The organism is Mixta gaviniae (assembly GCF_002953195.1).
GTDB classification, from domain to species: domain Bacteria; phylum Pseudomonadota; class Gammaproteobacteria; order Enterobacterales; family Enterobacteriaceae; genus Mixta; species Mixta gaviniae.
The window spans coordinates 598,644-618,409 of the sequence record NZ_CP026377.1 but is presented as its reverse complement, the minus strand read 5'-3'; the positions used below and the strand labels follow the sequence as shown (position 1 = coordinate 618,409).

At 58.3% G+C, this 19,766-nt stretch carries 19 protein-coding genes; 8 read left to right on the top strand and 11 right to left on the bottom strand.

Annotated features, from left to right (window positions below; all coding sequences use genetic code 11):
• The first annotated feature begins 188 nt into the window (after positions 1–188).
• The 3 genes from treC to nrdG all read left to right on the top strand — a co-directional run bounded on the left by treC (position 189) and on the right by nrdG (position 4,720).
• Positions 189–1,856 carry an alpha,alpha-phosphotrehalase gene (gene treC, locus C2E15_RS02855; protein ID WP_104956043.1) on the top strand — a complete coding sequence of 556 codons (1,668 nt, stop codon included), beginning with the start codon at positions 189–191 and terminating at the stop codon, positions 1,854–1,856.
• Between the two features lie 282 nt (positions 1,857–2,138).
• On the top strand, positions 2,139–4,259 hold the full coding sequence (gene nrdD / locus C2E15_RS02850) for an anaerobic ribonucleoside-triphosphate reductase (RefSeq protein ID WP_104959055.1): 2,121 nt from the start codon (positions 2,139–2,141) through the stop codon (positions 4,257–4,259).
• On the top strand, positions 4,256–4,720 hold the full coding sequence (nrdG, locus tag C2E15_RS02845) for an anaerobic ribonucleoside-triphosphate reductase-activating protein (RefSeq protein ID WP_104956042.1): 465 nt from the start codon (positions 4,256–4,258) through the stop codon (positions 4,718–4,720). Before nrdD ends, nrdG begins: the two co-directional genes overlap by 4 nt.
• A 1-nt stretch (position 4,721) precedes the next feature.
• Here the strand turns inward: nrdG and C2E15_RS02840 are convergent, their stop codons facing one another.
• A complete protein-coding gene (locus C2E15_RS02840) occupies positions 4,722–5,759 on the bottom strand; it encodes a permease (RefSeq protein WP_104956041.1) in 1,038 nt (345 codons plus the stop codon).
• Between the two features lie 117 nt (positions 5,760–5,876).
• Positions 5,877–6,509, bottom strand: a complete 633-nt coding sequence (locus C2E15_RS02835) for an NAD-dependent epimerase/dehydratase family protein (protein ID WP_104956040.1) — start codon at positions 6,507–6,509, stop codon at positions 5,877–5,879.
• Positions 6,510–6,654: 145 nt separating this feature from the next.
• Here C2E15_RS02835 and C2E15_RS02830 point away from each other — a divergent pair, with 145 nt between their 5' ends.
• Positions 6,655–7,176: a type 1 glutamine amidotransferase domain-containing protein gene (locus C2E15_RS02830; protein ID WP_104956039.1), complete on the top strand. Its 522-nt coding sequence runs from the start codon at positions 6,655–6,657 to the stop codon at positions 7,174–7,176.
• Positions 7,177–7,224: 48 nt separating this feature from the next.
• On the opposite strand, the gene C2E15_RS02825 is transcribed toward C2E15_RS02830, so the two are convergent.
• The gene (locus tag C2E15_RS02825; RefSeq protein WP_104959054.1) at positions 7,225–7,656 is read right to left on the bottom strand and encodes a YhbP family protein; all 432 of its coding nucleotides are present in this window, start codon (positions 7,654–7,656) and stop codon (positions 7,225–7,227) included.
• A gap of 88 nt (positions 7,657–7,744) precedes the next feature.
• Here C2E15_RS02825 and C2E15_RS02820 point away from each other — a divergent pair, with 88 nt between their 5' ends.
• Positions 7,745–8,047, top strand: a complete 303-nt coding sequence (locus C2E15_RS02820; protein ID WP_104959053.1) for a GIY-YIG nuclease family protein — start codon at positions 7,745–7,747, stop codon at positions 8,045–8,047.
• On the opposite strand, the gene C2E15_RS02815 is transcribed toward C2E15_RS02820, so the two are convergent.
• Positions 8,028–8,537, bottom strand: a complete 510-nt coding sequence (locus C2E15_RS02815) for a GNAT family N-acetyltransferase (RefSeq protein ID WP_104956038.1) — start codon at positions 8,535–8,537, stop codon at positions 8,028–8,030. The genes C2E15_RS02820 and C2E15_RS02815 overlap by 20 nt on opposite strands.
• A complete protein-coding gene (gene ubiT / locus C2E15_RS02810) occupies positions 8,531–9,055 on the bottom strand; it encodes a ubiquinone anaerobic biosynthesis accessory factor UbiT (RefSeq protein WP_104956037.1) in 525 nt (174 codons plus the stop codon). The genes C2E15_RS02815 and ubiT overlap by 7 nt, the downstream gene beginning before the upstream one ends.
• Positions 9,056–9,260: 205 nt before the next feature.
• On the opposite strand from ubiT, the gene ubiU reads away from it, so the two are divergent.
• The 3 genes from ubiU (at position 9,261) to C2E15_RS02795 (ending at position 12,359) form a co-directional block, all read left to right on the top strand.
• The gene (ubiU, locus tag C2E15_RS02805; protein WP_104956036.1) at positions 9,261–10,256 is read left to right on the top strand and encodes a ubiquinone anaerobic biosynthesis protein UbiU; all 996 of its coding nucleotides are present in this window, start codon (positions 9,261–9,263) and stop codon (positions 10,254–10,256) included.
• A 9-nt stretch (positions 10,257–10,265) separates the two neighbouring features.
• Positions 10,266–11,144 carry a U32 family peptidase gene (locus C2E15_RS02800; protein ID WP_104956035.1) on the top strand — a complete coding sequence of 293 codons (879 nt, stop codon included), beginning with the start codon at positions 10,266–10,268 and terminating at the stop codon, positions 11,142–11,144.
• 201 nt (positions 11,145–11,345) lie between these two features.
• Complete coding sequence (locus tag C2E15_RS02795) at positions 11,346–12,359, top strand: luciferase-like monooxygenase (protein WP_104956034.1); 1,014 nt, start codon at positions 11,346–11,348, stop codon at positions 12,357–12,359.
• 74 nt (positions 12,360–12,433) lie between these two features.
• Here the strand turns inward: C2E15_RS02795 and C2E15_RS02790 are convergent, their stop codons facing one another.
• The 6 genes from C2E15_RS02790 to rbfA form a co-directional block, all read right to left on the bottom strand.
• The gene (locus tag C2E15_RS02790) at positions 12,434–14,347 is read right to left on the bottom strand and encodes a DEAD/DEAH family ATP-dependent RNA helicase (protein WP_104956033.1); all 1,914 of its coding nucleotides are present in this window, start codon (positions 14,345–14,347) and stop codon (positions 12,434–12,436) included.
• A gap of 180 nt (positions 14,348–14,527) precedes the next feature.
• Positions 14,528–15,412: a lipoprotein NlpI gene (gene nlpI, locus C2E15_RS02785; protein ID WP_104956032.1), complete on the bottom strand. Its 885-nt coding sequence runs from the start codon at positions 15,410–15,412 to the stop codon at positions 14,528–14,530.
• Positions 15,413–15,538: 126 nt separating this feature from the next.
• Positions 15,539–17,668: a polyribonucleotide nucleotidyltransferase gene (pnp, locus tag C2E15_RS02780; RefSeq protein WP_104956031.1), complete on the bottom strand. Its 2,130-nt coding sequence runs from the start codon at positions 17,666–17,668 to the stop codon at positions 15,539–15,541.
• A gap of 285 nt (positions 17,669–17,953) precedes the next feature.
• A complete protein-coding gene (rpsO, locus tag C2E15_RS02775) occupies positions 17,954–18,223 on the bottom strand; it encodes a 30S ribosomal protein S15 (protein ID WP_085068276.1) in 270 nt (89 codons plus the stop codon).
• Between the two features lie 106 nt (positions 18,224–18,329).
• A complete protein-coding gene (gene truB / locus C2E15_RS02770; protein ID WP_104956030.1) occupies positions 18,330–19,274 on the bottom strand; it encodes a tRNA pseudouridine(55) synthase TruB in 945 nt (314 codons plus the stop codon).
• Positions 19,274–19,678: a 30S ribosome-binding factor RbfA gene (gene rbfA, locus C2E15_RS02765; protein WP_104956029.1), complete on the bottom strand. Its 405-nt coding sequence runs from the start codon at positions 19,676–19,678 to the stop codon at positions 19,274–19,276. The genes truB and rbfA overlap by 1 nt, the downstream gene beginning before the upstream one ends.
• Positions 19,679–19,766 lie beyond the last annotated feature (88 nt).

Below are 19,766 nucleotides of genomic sequence, written 5' to 3'. Positions count from 1 at the left end.
GGAAACCGCGCTGTGACGGCGATGCCGCCGCTCCGTTTTTTAGGGAAAACTGCGGTTTTCAGTGAATTCCGTCACGTTAAACGTTTCGGATTCGCAAGGAGTAGCTAACCTTATTGAGTGTGAAAATGAAGACACTCTCTATAAAATGGGCGGGCATTTGCGCCCCGATAAGCAATCAGGATTGAGCAATGAATAAAACTCCACCATGGTGGCAGAACGGCGTCATTTATCAAATCTATCCCAAGAGCTTTCAGGATACGACCGGTAGTGGCACAGGCGACCTGGCCGGTGTGATTCAGCGTCTGGACTATCTGAAAATGCTGGGCGTGGATGCGCTCTGGCTCACGCCTTTTTATATTTCACCGCAGGTGGATAACGGCTACGACGTGGCGAACTACACCGCCATCGATCCCGCTTACGGCACGATGAGCGATTTCGACCATCTGGTCGAACAGGCGCACAAGCGCGGGCTGCGCGTTATCCTTGATATGGTGTTTAACCACTCTTCGACACAGCACCACTGGTTTCATGAATCACTGAATCCGGAAAGCCCCTATCGCGACTACTATATCTGGCGCGACGGCACGCCGACCGAGCCGCCGAATAACTGGAAGTCAAAGTTCGGCGGATCTGCCTGGCGCTGGCATCCGGAGAGCAATCAGTACTATATGCACTTGTGGGCACCGGAGCAGGCGGACCTGAACTGGGAAAACGATAATGTGCGCGCCGAGCTGAAGCAGATCGTCAACTTCTGGGCCGACCGCGGTATCGACGGGCTGCGTCTCGACGTGGTGAACCTGGTCTCCAAACATCAGGATTTCCCTGACGATCCCGACGGCGACGGCCTGCGTCTCTATACCGACGGCCCGCGCATTCATGAATATATGCGCGAGATGAGCCGCGACGTGTTCCGTCCGCGCGAGCTGGTGACCGTGGGCGAGATGTCCTCCGCCACGCTGGAGCATTGCCAGCAGTACGGCTCGCTGGAAGGCGACGAGCTGTCGATGGTGTTCAGCTTCGACCATGTCGAGGTTGATTTCTGGAACGGTCAGAAATGGACGCTAACGCCGCTGGATCTGGTGGCGCAGAAGAAGATCTTCACCCACTGGCAGCAGGGCATGCATAACCGGGCCTGGAACGCGTTGTTCTGGTGTAACCACGACCAGCCGCGCGTGGTGTCGCGCTGGGGCGATGACGGCGAATATCGCGTACAGTCGGCGAAGATGCTGGCGATGGTGCTGCACGGTATGCAGGGCACGCCCTATATCTTCCAGGGCGAGGAGTTGGGCATGACCAACCCTGGCTTCACCCGTATCATCGACTATCGCGATATCGAAAGTCACAATATGTATGCCGAACTGCGCGCGCAGGGCCGCGACAGTGAAAACCTGCTGGAGATCCTTGCCAGCAAGTCACGCGATAACGGCCGTACGCCGATGCAGTGGGACGCCAGCGAAAATGCCGGCTTTACCGTCGGCACGCCCTGGATCGGCATGAGCCGCAACTACGAAACCATCAACGCAGAAGCGGCGGTGGCCGACCCTGATTCGATTTTCTACGCCTATCAGAAGTTGATTCAGCTGCGTAAGCGCTATTTAATCCTGACGTGGGGCGACTATCTCGACCTGCTGCCGACGCACCCTTACCTGTGGTGCTACCGTCGTCAGTATGAGGGCGAAACGCTGGTGGTCATCGCCAACTTCAGCCGCGAGGCGCAAACGTGGCATCCGGAAGAGCCGTTCGGCGACAGCTGGGAAGTGCTGATGAGCAACTACCCTGACGCTAAAGCGGAGCCGGGGGAAATGATGTTGCGTCCCTGGGAAGCTGTCTGGTGGTACCAGAAGAAAAACCACTAAACCTGAGCGGCGCACCGGATAACGGGCGCCGCTTTTTCCTCTCTGCCCGCCCGCCGGCAGGCTGGCGCGCCTGAGCCGGCCTCTTGCGCTTTGCCGCTTTTCCGCACCGGAAACGGTGGATCTTTCTCCGCTTTGCCCCTGTCGTTTAACTTTTCAACCGCCTTCAGCGATCTTTGTTCTGCATCAATAAAAACACGGTTAAATAGGGCGAAAACACCATATATAGCGTTTACTATTCACCACCTAACCCACATATAGTAATGACGTCGAAGGAGATCGGTGGTGACAACGACGGTGATAAAACGGGACGGCTGTCAGGTAGCCTTTGATCAACAGCGCATCGCTGAGGCCATTCGCGCCGCGGCGCGCGCCGCTCAGGTTGAGGATGACGCCTGGTGCGAGACGGTCGCGCGGCAGGTAAGCGAACAGATCTGCAGCCGCGATCGGGTGGATATTCATGAGATCCAGCAGGCGGTGGAAGATCTGCTGATGGCGGGACGCTACCCGCAGCTGGCGCGGCAATATATTGAGTACCGGCATGACCGAGATCTGGCGCGCGAACAGCGCGGTAAGCTGAGCAAAGCGATTCGCGGTCTGGTGGAGCAAAGCGATCCCGCCCTGCTGCATGAAAACGCCAACAAAGACAGCAAGGTCATCCCCACCCAACGCGACTTGCTGGCGGGTATCGTGGCGAAACATTACGCCCAGCAGTATATGCTGCCGCGCGATGTAGTGCGCGCCCACCAGCGCGGCGAGATCCACTATCACGATCTCGACTATGCACCCTTCTTCCCGATGTTTAACTGCATGCTTATCGATCTGAAAGGGATGCTGACCAACGGCTTTAAGATGGGCAATGCGGAAATTGAGCCGCCGAAATCGATCGCCACCGCGACCGCCGTGACGGCGCAGATTATCGCGCAGGTGGCCAGCCACATTTACGGCGGCACCACCATTAACCGTATCGATGAGATCCTGGCGCCGTTCGTCGAAGCGAGTTACCAGAAACATCTGGCGGTAGCGCAGGAGTGGCAGATTGCCGACAGCGAGCGCTATGCGCGCCAACGCACCGAGAAAGAGTGCTTCGACGCTTTTCAGTCGCTGGAGTATGAAGTTAATACGCTGCATACCGCTAACGGCCAGACGCCGTTCGTCACCTTTGGCTTCGGTCTTGGCACCAGCTGGGCGGCGCGCCTGATCCAGCAATCGATCCTGCGCAACCGCATCGCCGGGCTGGGCAAAAATCGCAAAACCGCCGTTTTCCCCAAGCTGGTTTTCGCCATTCGCGAGGGGCTGAACCGCCGTCCCGGCGATGTGAACTACGATATTAAGCAGCTGGCACTGGAGTGCGCCAGCAAGCGCATGTATCCCGACATCCTCAACTACGACCGCGTGGTCAGCGTCACCGGCTCCTTTAAAACGCCGATGGGCTGCCGCAGTTTCCTCGGCGTCTGGGAAGAGAATGGCGAGCAGGTGCATGACGGGCGCAACAACCTTGGCGTCATCAGCCTGAACCTGCCGCGCATCGCGCTGGAGGCGCGCGGCGATGAGGCGCGCTTCTGGCAGCTGCTGGATGAACGCTTGCAGATCGCGAAGAAAGCGCTAATGACGCGGATCGCGCGCCTGGAGCATACCAAAGCGCGCGTGGCGCCGATCCTCTATATGGAAGGCGCCTGCGGCGTGCGGCTCAAGCCGGACGACAACGTGGCGGAGATCTTCCGTCACGGCCGCGCCTCTGTCTCGCTGGGCTATATCGGCCTGCATGAAACCATCAACGCCCTGAGCGGCGGCGAAACGCATCTCTATGACGACGAGGCGCTGCGCGCGAAGGCGATCGCTATTGTGACCCGCATGCGCGAGGCGGTGGACGCGTGGAAAGAGGAGACCGGCTACGGCTTCAGCCTTTACAGCACGCCCAGCGAAAACCTCTGCGATCGCTTCTGCCGTCTGGATGCCGCCGAGTTCGGTCAGGTCAAAGGGGTGACCGATAAAGGCTACTACACCAACAGTTTCCATCTCGACGTAGAGAAAAAGGTCAACCCGTACGACAAGCTCGATTTCGAGGCAGTCTACCCGGCAATCGCTAACGGCGGCTTTATCTGCTACGGCGAATACCCCAATCTGCAGCACAACCTGAAAGCGCTGGAGGATGTCTGGGATTACAGCTACGACCGCGTGCCCTATTACGGCACCAATACGCCGATCGACGAGTGTTACGAATGCGGCTTTACCGGCGAGTTCGACTGCACCAGCAAGGGCTTTACCTGCCCCGCCTGCGGCAATCACGACCCGGCGCGCGTTTCGGTAACGCGCCGGGTATGCGGCTATCTCGGCAGCCCGGATGCGCGGCCTTTCAACGCCGGGAAACAGGAAGAGGTAAAACGGCGGGTTAAACATCTGTGAACATCCACCAGTACTATCCGGTCGACGTGGTAAACGGTCCTGGCACCCGCTGTACGCTGTTTGTTGCCGGCTGTGAGCATCAGTGCCCCGGCTGCTATAACCAGCGCACCTGGCGACTTAATTCCGGCGTACCTTTTACTCTTGAAATGGAAGAGCGGCTTATCGGCGATCTGAATGATCGCCGCATTCCGCGTCAGGGGCTTTCGCTTTCCGGCGGCGATCCGCTGCATCCGGCCAACGTGCCGGATGTGCTGCGGCTGGTGCGCCGCGTACGCCGCGACTGCCCCGGCAAGGATATCTGGATGTGGACCGGCTATAGGCTGGCGGAGCTGAGCGCCGCGCAGCGTGAGGTGGTCGCTGAACTGGATGCGCTGGTGGACGGTAAGTTTATCCAGGCCCTGAAAGACCCCGCGCTGGTGTGGCGCGGCAGCAGCAACCAGGTGATCCACTTTCTGCGCTGAATCAGATCCACATCAGCGCCAGCGTGCCGGTGAGCGTGCCGCACAGAATAATCAGCCCCAGCGTCAGCCAGAGGATGCGGGCGGGAAAGACGCCGCGCAGCATCAGCAGCGACGGCACGCTTAACGCCGGCAGCGTAATCAGCAGCGCCAGCCCTGGGGCTACGCCCATGCCCGCCTGCATCATCGCCTGTACAATCGGGATCTCCGCCGCAGTAGGAATAACAAACAGCGCGCCGGCAACGGCCATCGCCACTACCCACCACAGCGAATCGCCAACCGCCCCTTCGGTATGCGGAAACAGCCATACCTGCGCAGCACCCAGCGCCACTACCGCCAGCAGATAGACCGGCACCGTTTGCCAGAACAGCGTCCAGAGCGATGCCGCCCAGCGCTGCAGAAACGGCCGTGCATCCGGCGGCAGATCGGGCAGCTGCTGCGGCGTGCTTTCCGGCGCCCATTTCCGTACGGCAAAGGCGACGCCCAGCACGGCGACCAGCCCCACAAACAGGCGAACGGCGGTGAACTGCCAGCCGAGAACGAAGCCCATAAATACCAGCGTGGCGGGATTGAGCAGCGGGTTGCCCAACCAGAAGGCCAGCGCGCTGCCGACTGAGACGTTGCACTTGCGCATGCCCGCCGCCACCGGCGCTGCGCAGCAGGTACACATCATGCCGGGTAACGAAAGGAGCGCGGCCAGCAGCGGTCCAAAGACGCGCCCCGGCCCCAGGCGGGAAACCAGCCAGCGGCGCGGGATCAGCACCTGCACCAGCGAGCCGAGGATCATCCCCAGCACTGCCGCTTTCCAGACGGCAAGAAAATAGGTTTGCGCATATTGCCAGGCCGCCTGCAACGGATGAGGCGACTGATCCGCCAACAGGGAGCGACCAAGCGTGTGCGTTTCAGAGGCGAGCAGCGCCTTAAAATAGTAGGGCTGCCATTTCACCCACCAGAGACCCACTACCACCACGGCGAGAAACAGAAGCGGCTTCCACCAGCGCACGGCGGGCGCGGCGGATAATGAAGAAGAGATTTGCGACATGATGAACCCGTATTCAACCTGAATAACGTAGCGGCCTGGGCCGCCGAAAGTGGTGAATACTATATCGGCCTGGCGAGAAAGAAATTGATACAGGTTGGTTTTTTTCTCATCATTTGGTTAGCGGCCGCGAATAATCTCCGCCGATTCAATCACATTTATCTCGCGGCGCGCCGGGGAAAAGGCTTCGCGCATCAGCGCGCCGGCGACATCTTTCGCCGCGACCGCGCGCCAGTTGCCCGGCAGTAGCCTAAACAGCGGCGCGAGAAAGTCCTCTCCGGGGCGCGGCTGCAGCCGATCGCCCAACAGCAGAGAAGGACGGATCAGCGTCAGGCGCGGCCAGTTTTGCTGCTGCAGGGCCCGCTCCATTTCGCCTTTTACCCGCCGGTAAAAAAACAGTGAGCGAACGCCGGCGCCGTGTGCGCTGACCGCCAGCATATGTTTTGCGCCCAGTCGCTGCCCGGCGATGGCGCTGTCCACCACCAGCGTATAGTCGACATGCACAAAGGCCGCTTTGCTGCCCGCCTGTTTGCGCGTGGTGCCGAGACAGCAGAAGACAATATCGACCGGCAGCTGCAGCGGGCGCAGCGCGTCGGTCAGATCCTCTTCGACCAGGTTGATGACCTTTGGCATCGGCGGCAGCGGCCGACGCGTGGGCGCCACGATTTCGCTGACGCGCGGCTCCGCGATCAGCATGCGCAACAGGTGGCTACCGACCAGACCGCTGGCGCCGGTTAACAATATCCGACTCATTTTTTCTCCTGTTCGACGCGCGCTGCGCTAAGGCACAGCAGGCTGCTGAAGCTGAGATTAGCAGAGATGTCGCCGGCGAGGATTTGATTTTTCAGCATACTCAACCAGGCTTAACCAGTCGTTCCACATATACAGGAGGATAACGATGAGCAAGAAAATAGCGGTGCTGATTACCGATGAATTTGAAGACTCTGAATTTACCTCCCCTGCAGAAGCCTATACCAAAGCGGGCCATGAAGTTGTGACCATCGAAATGGAAGCCGGTAAAACGGTAACGGGCAAGCAGGGAAAGGCTCAGGTAAAAATAGATAAAGCTATCGATCACGTCAGCCCGGCGGAGTTTGACGCGTTGCTGCTGCCAGGCGGTCATTCACCCGATAGCCTGCGCGGCGATGATCGCTTCGTTAATTTCACCAAAGAGTTTGTCGCCAGCGGCAAGCCGATCTTCGCCATCTGCCACGGGCCGCAGCTGCTGATCAGCGCGAACGGCGTGCGCGGGCGCAAGATGACCTGCGTCAAAGCGATTGCCATCGATTTGAAAAACGCCGGGGCGGATTTTTACGATAAAGAAGTGGTGGTGGACAACGATAAGCTGGTGACCAGCCGGACGCCGGACGATCTGCCCGCCTTTAATCAGGAATCCCTGCGCATTCTCAATATGAGCTAAGCGCCTTCTGCTGTGCGGCCAGCGCGCCGCACAGTATCCCGCCGCGCCTCACACGTCCTGCCGCAGCCATTGTAGTTTCTTGCCAAACCCCAGCGCGTTATCGGTCATTTTGACTTCATCCAGCATAATTTCCCATAGCGGGGCCGAAACGGCGCGCGCCACGGGGAAACGCTGGCAGTAGGCAGCGCGCGCCTGGCTCTCCCGCTCGCCGTGCAGCCGATGCGCCTGGCCGCGATACTGCACGCCCTTAATCAACATCACCGTTTTCGGCTGGCCGTTTACCGTGCCGGCCACCTGCGACCGCTGCGCCATTAACGCGCCGTGGCGCGTCTCCGCTTCGGTCATTACCCAGAACGCCATACGCGCTTCATCGAAAACGTAAAAACAGTTGGCACACCAGAGCGCCTCAGCGTCGCTGCAGCACAGCGACAGCACATGCTGCTGGTTTAAATAACGCACGATTGCGCTAACGTCAGACACCTTGCTCTCCCTAATAAAAAGGTGACGGCTCATGACGCGCGGCGATGGATGCCGCTACAATGCGCGCTCCACCACCAGGGTCATGAACATGAGTGAAATCGCCGCTGCGCGCTGGCAGCTTTATATTGTACGCACCGCCGCCGGCCTGCTTTATACCGGCATCAGCAACAACGTGCCGCGCCGTTTTCAGCAGCATCAGAAAGGTACCGGCGCGAAAGCGCTGCGGGGCAAAGGCCCGCTGGAATTGCTGCTGATCTGCGACGCGGGCGATCGGGCGATGGCTTCCCGCCTGGAGTATCAGGTCAAGCAGCTGACACGACAGGAAAAACTCAGGCTGGTCGCCAGCCAGCCCGCCTCGCTGACGACGTGGCTTAGCGAGCGAAGCGGTTAAAGTGCGTTGAATACTGCACTTCGCCGCCCGCCTCGACAAAGGCGTCATCCGCCAGCTTATAGACCTGGAACGCCGCTTCCGCGCCTGGCCATGGGCAGCGCAGCTGATGGCGCGCCGCCGGCTCAAAACCGTAGCGGCCGAACCAGGCAGGATCGCCCAGCACCACGACTGCCGCATAGCCGAATTCATTCAGCGTATCGAGCCCTTCGAAAACCAGCTGTTTGCCGATGCCCTGACGGCGGACGCTTTCATCCACCGCCAGCGGCGCCAGCGCCACCCAGTTACGATCTTCATCCTGCAGCGTAACCGGGCTGAAGGCCGCATAGCCCAGCACCTGTCCTTCATCATCTGTGGCGACCACGCCCAGCGTCAGCTGGCCATCTTCACGCAGCCGCTGCACCAGATCCGCCTCGGCTCCGCCGGGAAAGCAGCGGCGCAGCAGGCTGTCGATTCCGGCGGCGTCCACCCCTATTTCGGTACGAATTAACATGAAACACCTGCGCGATCTCCTGGGGATTTCGCGTCCTCGTTCAGGCCGGCCTCGACAAAGTCAGCCAGCTGCATTAACCCAATGCGCAGCGGCGCTGGCATATGTTCCAGCTCGATCGCATCCATCAGATTTTTCACTTCCAGCCCCAGCTCGGTATCTCCCTCGATAACCAGGCGGCGCTGGAAAAAAAGCGTGTCCGGGTCGGCTTTACGCGCGGCCACCAGCAGCAAATCGTTGGCGTTGCCGCGGAACCAGACATCGGCCTCATCGCGATCGCCGATCGCCAGCGCGCCGTTATCCAGCGTGACGGCCCAGCGCAACGCGATATCCTGGATCTCAATGCCCAGCCAGCGGCCCTGCAGAAAGTCTAACTCACCTTCCGCCAACGCATGACGAAACTGCATATTTAATAGCTGTTGCAGCAGAATTTTTTTCATCGCAAACGGCGTCAGCTGCATGGGCAGCCGTAGCAGGCGCGGTCCCTGATTAACACACTGAGCGCGAAGCCTATTTAACACAGTTATCACTCCTCAAAATAAATAAGCGCTATTTTGCCACAGCGCTTTTTTTCCCTGGGTGGCTGGATCAATAAATCACACATCACGATGAACAATTCAGCAACACTTATCCGATCAATACGCCATTCGCTGCCTTAAATCAAAATTTCTCGCGCTGAGCTTGTCTACACTCGGGCGCAACTATTTATTGCTGACAGGACACCTTATGGAACTCCTTTGTCCGGCGGGCAACCTGCCCGCGCTAAAGGCGGCGATCGAAAACGGAGCAGATGCAGTTTACATCGGCCTGAAGGATGACACTAATGCGCGTCACTTCGCCGGCCTGAACTTTACCGATAAGCGGCTGAAAGAGGCCGCCCGCTTTGTCCATCATCATCAGCGCAAGTTGCATGTCGCCATTAATACCTTCGCCCATCCTGACGGCTTTCAGCGCTGGCAGAATGCCATCGATATGGCGGCGGACATCGGCGCCGACGCGTTGATTATCGCCGATCTGGCAATGCTGGAGTACGCCGCCCGCCGCTATCCCCATATCGAGCGTCATGTTTCGGTGCAGGCTTCGGCCACCAATCTGGAAGCGATCCGCTTCTATCAGCAGCATTTCGACGTCGCGCGCGTAGTGCTGCCGCGCGTGCTGTCTATACATCAGGTGCGTCAGCTGGCACGCAATACGCCGGTGCCGCTGGAGGTTTTCGCCTTCGGCAGCCTGTGCATTATGGCGGAAGGACGCTGCTATCTCTCCTCCTGGATGACCGGTGAATCGCCGAATACCGTCGGCGCCTGCTCGCCCGCGCGCTTTGTGCGTTGGCAGCAGACGCCTGCCGGACTGGAATCGCGTCTGAACGAGGTGCTGATCGATCGCTACGATTGTGATGAAAACGCTGGCTACCCCACTTTATGCAAAGGGCGCTATCAGGTCGACGGCCAGCGCTATCACGTGCTGGAGGAGCCCACCAGCCTGAATACGCTGGAGCTGCTGCCGGAGCTGCTGGCCGCCAATATCGCCTCGGTAAAAATCGAGGGGCGTCAGCGCAGCCCGGCCTATGTGGCGCAGGTGGCGCGCATCTGGCGTCAGGCTATCGATCGCTGCAAAGCGGATCCGGCCGCCTTCGCCGTTCAGCAGAGCTGGATGGCGGAGCTGGGCTCGCTGTCGGAAGGCGCGCAAACTACGCTGGGCGCCTATCACCGCAAATGGCAATAAGGAAAGGTAATGAAATACTCGTTAGGGCCGGTGCTGTGGTACTGGCCGACGGAAACGCTGGCTGATTTCTATCAGGCCGCCGCAGAGAGCAGCGCCGAGATCGTTTATCTGGGCGAATCGGTATGCAGCAAGCGCCGCGCGACCCGCTTTCCCCAATGGCTGGAATTTGCCCGTATGCTGGCGGACAGCGGCAAGCAGGTGGTGTTCAGCACCCTGGCGCTGGTGCAGTCCGCTTCGGAACTGCAGGAAATTAAGCGCTACGTCGACAACGGCGAGTTTCTGATTGAGGCCAATGATTTTGGCACGGTCAATATGGCGGCGGAGCAGAAGCTGCCGTTCGTCGTGGGTCACGCGCTTAATTGCTATAACGCTGTGACGCTGCACATGCTGCTCCGGCTCGGCATGACGCGCTGGTGCATGCCGGTCGAGCTGTCGCGCGACTGGCTGCTCGGCATTCAGCAGCAGTGCGAGGCGTTAGGCATCCACGGTAAGTTCGAAACCGAGGTGCTGGCGTACGGCCATTTGCCGCTGGCGCTGTCGGCGCGCTGCTTTACCGCCCGCTCGGAGAATAAACCTAAGGATGAGTGCGAGACCTGCTGCATAAATTATCCGCAGGGCCGTCGCGTGCTGTCGCAGGAAAATCAGCAGGTGTTCGTGCTGAACGGCATCCAGACCATGAGCGGCTACTGCTATAACCTCGGCAATGATCTGACCAGCATGCACGGGCTGGTGGATGTGGTGCGCCTGTCGCCGGAAAACAAACAGACGCTGGCGTTGATCGAGCGCTTCCGCGCCAATGAACAGGGCCAGGCACCGTTGATGATGGCGCAGCGCAACGACTGCAACGGCTACTGGCGCAAGCTGGCCGGTATGGCGCTTCAGCCCTGACGGCGCGGCGCGGCGGCTTGCGTGGCGGGCCGCCGTTTTTTCTTATCTTAGACTGGCCCTTCTCCGCATCAGCGCCTTTGCTCTCAGGGCATATTCTGGCTACTCTGCTAAAACTGCAATACGGTAAAGTAAATGCATGTTTTTCTGTAACGCCGACGGGCAGCTGCCACGTCCGCACTACAGCCAACAAAGTGAGCAGATATGTCTGAGAAAAAAAACGTCCCCCTGTCCGTCCTCGATCTGGCCCCTATTCCGCAGGGTGCCTCAGCGCGTGACGCGTTTCACGCCTCGCTTTCGCTGGCCCGGCAGGCGGAAAAACTGGGTTTCAATCGCTACTGGCTGGCGGAACACCATAATATGACCGGCATCGCCAGCGCCGCGACTTCGGTGCTGATCGGCTATCTGGCGGCGAACACCACGACGCTGCGTCTCGGCTCCGGCGGTATTATGCTGCCTAACCACGCGCCGTTAGTGATTGCCGAACAGTTCGGCACGCTGGAATCGCTCTATCCGGGCCGTATCGACCTTGGGCTGGGACGCGCGCCGGGATCCGATCAGCGCACCATGATGGCGTTGCGCCGTCACCACAGCAACGCCGGTATGATCGACAGCTTCCCGGAAGATGTCGAAACGCTGATTGCATGGTTCGACGCCGATAAAGAGGCACAGCTGCCGGTGCAGCCGGTGCCGGGCCTGGGGCTGCAGATACCGGTCTGGCTGCTGGGCTCCAGCCTTTATAGCGCGCAGCTGGCGGCGAAGATGGGCCTGCCGTTCGCCTTTGCCTCCCACTTCGCACCCGACCTGCTGTTCCAGGCGCTGCATATGTACCGCGAGAATTTCCAGCCCTCTGAACGTCTCGATAAGCCGTATGCCATGGTCTGCGTCAATATCGTCGCCGCCGACAGCGAAAAAGAGGCGCGCTTCCTGTTTACCTCGATGCAGCAGCAGTTTATCAACCTGCGCCGCGGCAAGCCGGGCCCGCTGCCGAAGCCGGTGGAAAATATGGATAACCTCTGGTCGCCTTCCGAACAGTATGGCGTGCAGCAGGCGTTGAGCATGTCGATCGTAGGCGACAGCACCAAAGTTCAGCATGGGCTGGCGGCGCTGATACGCGAAACGCAGGCGGATGAGATTATGGTTAACGGCCAGATTTTCGATCACCAGGCGCGTCTGCGCTCGTTCGAACTGGCGATGCAGGCTGCGCAGGCGCTTTGACAGCGGCGCATTCCCTGAACAACAGACATAAAAAAACCAGCCTTACGGCTGGTTTTTTATTTTACGCTTAGCGATTAGTATTCGCGACGACGAACCACGCCGGCGCCCGCGCCTGCGCCTTCTTCACGACGCGGACCACGGCTGTTGCCGCCTTCGCGGTTGAAGCTGCCGCTGCGGCCGCCTTCACGACGCTCGCTGAAACGACGACCGCCGCCTTCACGACGCTCGCCGCCAAAGCTGCCGCGACCGCTGCTGCGACGCTCGCCGCTGCGCTCGGTACGTTCGCCACGCTCACGCGGTTGCGCATCGCCCAGCAGCTGCATATTCATCGGTTTGTTGAGAATACGCGTGCGGGTGAAGTGCTGCAGGATTTCGCCCGGCATACCCTTCGGCAGTTCGATCGTTGAGTGGGTGCCAAACAGCTTGATGTTACCGATGTAACGGCTGCTGATATCGCCTTCGTTAGCGATAGCGCCCACGATATGACGCACTTCAACGCCATCATCACGGCCCACTTCGATACGGTACAGCTCCATGTCGCCAACGTCACGACGCTCGCGACGCGGACGTTCGCCGCCTTCACGGCTTTCGCCACGCACTTCACGGCTGCCGCGACGATCGTCACGACGGTCATCACGCTCACGGAATTCACGACGCTGAGGACGCGGCGCATCCGGCGGCAGAATCAGCGGGCGTTCGCCCTGCGCCATTTTCAGCAGCGCGGCCGCCAGCGTTTCCATATCCAGATCGCTTTCCGGCGACATCTGGCTCAGCAGCGCGCGGTATTGCTCCAGATCGCTGCTTTCCAGCTGCTGCTGTACTTTAGCGGCAAACTTCTCCAGACGACGAGCGCTCAGCAGTTCTGCGTTCGGCAGCTCAACTTCCGGAATGGTCAGCTTCATGGTGCGTTCGATGTTGCGCAGCAGACGACGTTCGCGGTTTTCCACGAACAGCAGCGCGCGACCGGCACGGCCGGCACGGCCGGTACGACCGATACGGTGAACGTAGGATTCTGAGTCCATCGGGATGTCGTAGTTAACCACCAGGCTAATACGATCCACGTCAAGACCACGCGCCGCAACGTCAGTCGCGATCAGAATATCCAGACGGCCATCTTTCAGGCGCTCCAGGGTCTGCTCACGCAGCGCCTGGTTCATGTCGCCGTTCAGCGCGGCGCTGTTGTAACCGCTGCGCTCCAGCGCTTCAGCCACTTCCAGCGTTGCGTTTTTGGTACGTACGAAGATGATCGCCGCATCAAAATCTTCCGCTTCCAGGAAACGTACCAGCGCATCGGTCTTACGGCCCCACACAGTCCAGTAGCTCTGGCTGATGTCAGGACGCGTCGTGATGCTGCTCTGGATACGCACTTCCTGCGGATCTTTCATAAAGCGGCGCGTAATGCGACGGATCGCTTCCGGCATGGTGGCAGAGAACAGAGCGGTCTGATGACCTTCCGGGATCTGCGCCATGATGGTTTCTACGTCTTCGATAAAGCCCATACGCAGCATTTCATCCGCTTCGTCCAGCACCAGACCGCGCAGGTTAGAGAGATCCAGCGTGCCGCGCTTCAGGTGGTCAAGCAGACGACCCGGCGTACCGACCACGATTTGCGGTCCCTGGCGCAGCGCACGCAGCTGCACGTCGTAACGCTGGCCGCCGTACAGGGCCAGCACGTTCACGCCGCGCATATGTTTAGAAAAATCGTTACAGGCTTCTGCAACCTGCACCGCCAGCTCACGCGTCGGCGCCAGCACCAGAATCTGCGGCGCTTTCAATTCGCTGTCGATATTGTTCAGCAGCGGCAGGGAGAACGCTGCGGTTTTGCCACTACCGGTTTGTGCCATACCCAGCACATCACGGCCTTCCAGCAGATGTGGGATACAGGCGGCCTGGATCGGCGACGGCTTCTCATAGCCCATGTCGTTCAGAGCGGTGAGGATAGATTCGTTAAGACCCAGATCGGAGAAAGTGGTTTGGATATCAGTCATGTAGTACAAGTGCCTCTTAGATTACGGCGGCCAGTCTACATAACTCATCCTGAAAATATGCAATCATTTTCATTGAAAAATGTGAACCGGCTCAAATTAGATGTTTTGACGAACAAAAAAGCCGTCACCCCGAAAGGTGATGACATTTTTTCGAAAAAAATGGACTCAGGTGTTCGTCAGCTATTGCTGGTCAGATTCTGTTAAATCGTCTTGTGTCTGGCCGAGTAGCGCCAGTTCCAACAATGCGTATCGGTGCTCAACGAAGTTATGTACGTTGTTAGCAACCGCCAGTTTGAACAACGCTTCCGCGCTGTCCTTCTCCCCCAGACTTAGGTAGTACTTACCTAAATAGAAGTTGGTTTCACTGAGATGTTCAGCGAGCGAGGTGTTATCCGTTGCGTCCGCCTTGAGACGTTCCATCAGCGTTTTTTCACTGATGTCGCCCAGGTAGAACTCGACAATATTCCATCCCCATTGATCGCGATTCGCCTTCTCGTAACGCTGTTTCAGCGTCACCCTGGCCTGTTTAGCGTCTATCTCCTGTTCATCGAGATAAAGCCACAGACTGCGGAACGGATCGTTAGGATCGTCTTGATAAAACGCCAGCAGATCATCTTGCGCTAACTTGTATCGACCGCCGTAATAGAGGGCGATACCACGGTTTAAATGCGCATAATTGTAAGTTGGATCAAGCTCAAGTACAGAATCGAACGCTTCATAGGCGGCATCAAAGTTGCCCGCCTGCGTTAAGTATATACCTAAATAGTTAAATACTTCAGGCATATCTGGTCTTATAGACAGCGCTTGCGAAAAATCGTTCCGCGCTAATGCCCTCAGACCTAAGCTATCATACAACACTCCGCGTTCATATAATAGCTGTGCACGCTCATCATCGGTCAGTGCGCGACTGGCAAGAATTTGTTCCATGCGCGCCAGGATCACTTCCTGTTGCAGAGTTGGCTGTAGCGGAACCGCCAGCACATCGCTCTTACGCCAATTTGAGTTGCTGCATCCTGCCAGCGTGATAGCTGTCGCAACGAAACACCAGCGCAAAAAAGGCTTCATTTCCCACTCCCGAATACCAACATTGGGATGCACATCCTGTCATCCGCCTGCCATGCACAAGGATTCCCGCCCTCGCAACCAAACAGCCCTCCTCTCTGCGAGGAGGGCTCAATGTCGAACGCGCGTTTACTCAGCTTCAGGGTTAGCGGCTGCCGTTTCGGCCTGCGGCTGCTGTTCTGATGCTTCTTTGATGCTCAGACGTACGCGGCCCTGACGGTCAACTTCCAGCACCTTAACCGGCACTTCCTGACCCATCTGCAGGTAGTCGGTCACTTTCTCAACGCGCTTATCAGCGATCTGAGAAATATGCACCAGCCCTTCTTTACCGCCGCCGATGGCCACGAAGGCACCGAAGTCGACGATACGGGTCACTTTACCATTGTAGATGCGGCCCACTTCGATCTCAGCGGTGATCTCTTCGATACGACGAATAGCATGCTTCGCTTTGTCGCCGTCAGTCGCTGCGATTTTCACGGTGCCGTCATCTTCGATTTCGATGGTGGTGCCGGTCTCTTCGGTCAGCGCGCGGATCACGGAACCGCCTTTACCAATCACGTCCTTAATTTTGTCCGGATTGATCTTAATGGTGTGAATACGCGGCGCGAACTCAGAGATATCGCCACGCGGGGTGCTGATAGCCTGCTCCATCACGCCCAGGATATGCAGACGCGCACCTTTAGCCTGATTCAGCGCCGCCTGCATGATTTCGCGGGTGATGCCTTCGATTTTGATATCCATCTGCAGCGCAGTGATACCATCGCGGCTACCGGCAACTTTAAAGTCCATGTCGCCAAGGTGATCTTCGTCGCCCAGGATGTCAGACAGCACGACATAGCGCTCGCCTTCTTTCACCAGACCCATCGCGATGCCGGCTACGGCCGCTTTGATCGGCACGCCTGCATCCATCAGCGCCAGAGATGCGCCACAGACGGAAGCCATGGAAGAAGAACCGTTAGATTCCGTGATTTCAGAAACCACACGCACGGTGTACGGGAATTCGTCGAGCTTCGGCATCACGGCCAGAACGCCGCGCTTCGCCAGACGACCGTGACCGATTTCACGACGCTTCGGTGAACCCACCATACCGGTTTCGCCTACGGAGTACGGAGGGAAGTTATAGTGGAACAGGAAGTTGTCAGTACGCTCGCCCATCAGTTCATCAAGGTTCTGCGCATCACGTGCGGTACCCAGCGTCGCAGCGACCAGCGCCTGCGTTTCGCCACGGGTGAACAGCGCGGAGCCGTGGGTACGCGGCAGTACGCCGGTACGTACGTCCAGACCGCGGATCATATCTTTCTCACGGCCATCGATACGCGGCTCGCCGTTCAGAACGCGGCTACGTACGACATTTTTCTCGATAGCGTGCAGGATATCGCTGATCTCGCCTTCGTCCAGCGATTCGTCTTCCGCCAGCAGGGCCGCGACGGTTTCAGATTTGATCAGATCGACCTGCGCATAGCGCTGCTGTTTTTCAGTGATGCGGTAAGCGTCGCTCAGGCGAGATTCGGCCAGCGCGGCGATACGCGCGTTCAGCGCTTCGTTCACTGCTTCAGGCTGCCAGTCCCAACGCGGTTTGCCCGCTTCGGCGACCAGCGCGTTGATGTTTTCGATCACAACCTGCTGCTGCTCGTGGCCGAATACCACAGCGCCCAGCATCTGCTCTTCGCTCAGGATATCCGCTTCGGATTCCACCATCAGCACCGCGCCCTGGGTACCGGCGACCACCAGATCCAGACGAGACTGTTTGATCTCATCGGAAGTCGGGTTCAGCACATACTGGTCGTTGATATAACCTACGCGCGCAGCACCGATCGGGCCGTTGAACGGCATGCCGGACAGGCTCAGCGCGGCAGAGGCGCCGATCATCGCCACGATATCCGGGTTAACCTGCGGGTTAACGGAAACGACGGTTGCAATAACCTGTACTTCGTTAACGAAGCCTTCCGGGAACAGCGGACGAACCGGGCGGTCAATCAGACGCGCGATCAGGGTTTCGCCTTCGCTCGGACGGCCTTCACGACGGAAGAAACTTCCCGGGATACGGCCGGCAGCGTAGGTACGCTCCTGATAGTTAACGGTCAGCGGGAAAAAGTCCTGACCGGCTTTCGCTTTTTTCTGACCAACAACGGTTACAAATACAGCAGTATCATCCATGCTGACCATAACGGCCGCGGTAGCCTGACGCGCCATCATACCGGTCTCAAGCGTCACGGTATGCTGACCGTACTGGAATTTACGTACAATCGGATTCAGCAAAATAACTTCCTTTACGTCAAAGCAGGCCCAACCAGACGGCCTGCTGTGGGTTTTCAACCTTCATTGCATCCTCGCGACTAATGACAATCCTTACGCCCTCATGGGTAAAGTTTCTCATTAGCCGCGCGAACCTCTGCAAGTGAAGATCACATACTGCAACAATACAATAGTTTGCTATGGATTGCTGCCGGTTGCTTGAAAAAAGGGGCCCGGAGGCCCCCTTTTTTACGAAACTTGCACCATGCTGTTCTGCTGCGCGAGCGCCATAAAACAGCAGGTTGAGACTTAGCGACGCAGGCCCAGGCTTTCGATCAGGCTGGTGTAGCGTGCAACGTCTTTACGCTTCAGGTAATCCAGCAGCTTACGACGCTGGGAAACCATGCGCAGCAGACCGCGGCGGCTGTGGTGGTCTTTTTTATGCTCAGAGAAGTGACCCTGCAGGTGGTTAATCTGAGCAGTCAGCAGAGCAACCTGAACTTCGGTTGAGCCGCTGTCGTTAGTGCCACGACCGTATTTAGCAACGATCTCTGCTTTAGCTTCGGTACTTAGAGACATAATGAACTCCAGTTAAATGATGAATGTCAGGGTGCCAATCTCTAATTCAGCGACCCCATGTAAAGCCGCATTATTCTACTCTCAGGCTGAGATGAGTGCAAATGACTCAGGCAGAATATTCTACGACTAAACGGCGCGGCGCCACCCGGCCATCTTCGGCGATTTCCGCCATGCCGATAAACTTACGCGCTTCCCCTTCCGTGACGCGCACCAGGCCGTCGCGTGGTGTGCTGGCGGCCTGTACCGGCTGCCCCTGTTTAAAGTAGCCTGCGGCCGCTTCGCTCAGGTTCACTTCCGGATAAGCCGACGCCGGGCTATCCATTGGCATCAGCAAAGCATCAAGCTGCGCCTGCGCTTCCGGGCTCAACTCGCCCGGCTCGCCCTGCAGCGCGTTGAGCTGCTCAAGCGTGACCATCTTTTCGATGGGATAGCGGGCAACCTGCACGCGACGCAGCATAATAACGTGTGCGCCGCACCCCAGCTTCTCGCCAAGATCATCAATGATGGTGCGAATATAGGTGCCTTTAGAGCAGTGAATTTCCAGCTCGAGCTCGTTCCCCTGCCAGCGAATAAACTGCAGCTCGTAAACGGTGATCGCGCGTGCTTCGCGCGGCACGTCAACGCCCTGGCGCGCATATTCATACAGCGGACGGCCCTGGTATTTCAGCGCCGAATACATCGAAGGCACCTGCTGCGTTTCGCCGCGGAAGCTTTCCAGGGCGGCATCCAGCTGCGCCTGATCGAAGGCGACAGGCCGCTCGCTGATGATCTGGCCATCCGCGTCCGAAGTATCGGTACGTTCACCAAGACGGGCGATCACGCGGTAGCGCTTATCGGCATCCAGCAGATACTGAGAGAATTTGGTCGCTTCCCCCAGACAGATGGGCAGCATGCCGGTCGCCAGCGGATCCAGCGCGCCGGTATGGCCCGCGCGGTTAGCGCGGAAGATACGCTTCACTTTTTGCAAAGCGTCATTGGAGGACAATCCCTGCGGCTTATCCAATAGCAGCACGCCATGGATATCGCGGCCGCGACGACGAGGACGGCTCATTACTCCTCCTTGTCGTCTTCTTCCGCTGGTCCGCGACGCTCAGCGTCGTTTTTTACCACGTTAGTCACCAGGTTGGACATGCGCATCCCTTCGACCAGCGAGTTATCGTAGAAGAAGGTCAGTTCAGGCACGATGCGCAGACGCATCGCTTTGCCGAGCAGCATACGAATATAGCCTGATGCGTCCTGCAGCGCTTTTATGCCGGACTTAATGGAATCCGCATCTTCGTCGTTTAAAAAGGTGACAAACACTTTGGCATAGGCCAGATCGCGCGAAACTTCCACGCCAGAGACGGTCACCATCATCCCCACACGCGGGTCTTTAATTTCCCGCTGGATGATCATTGCGATCTCTTTTTGCAGTTCCTGTGCGACGCGCTGCGGGCGACCAAATTCTTTCGCCATAATTTTTTCTCCTGATAATGGCTGAGCCCCGACCATGACAGGGCGGGGCTCAGTTAGGGGAAGCGCCAGGCTTCCCAAATGCCACTTG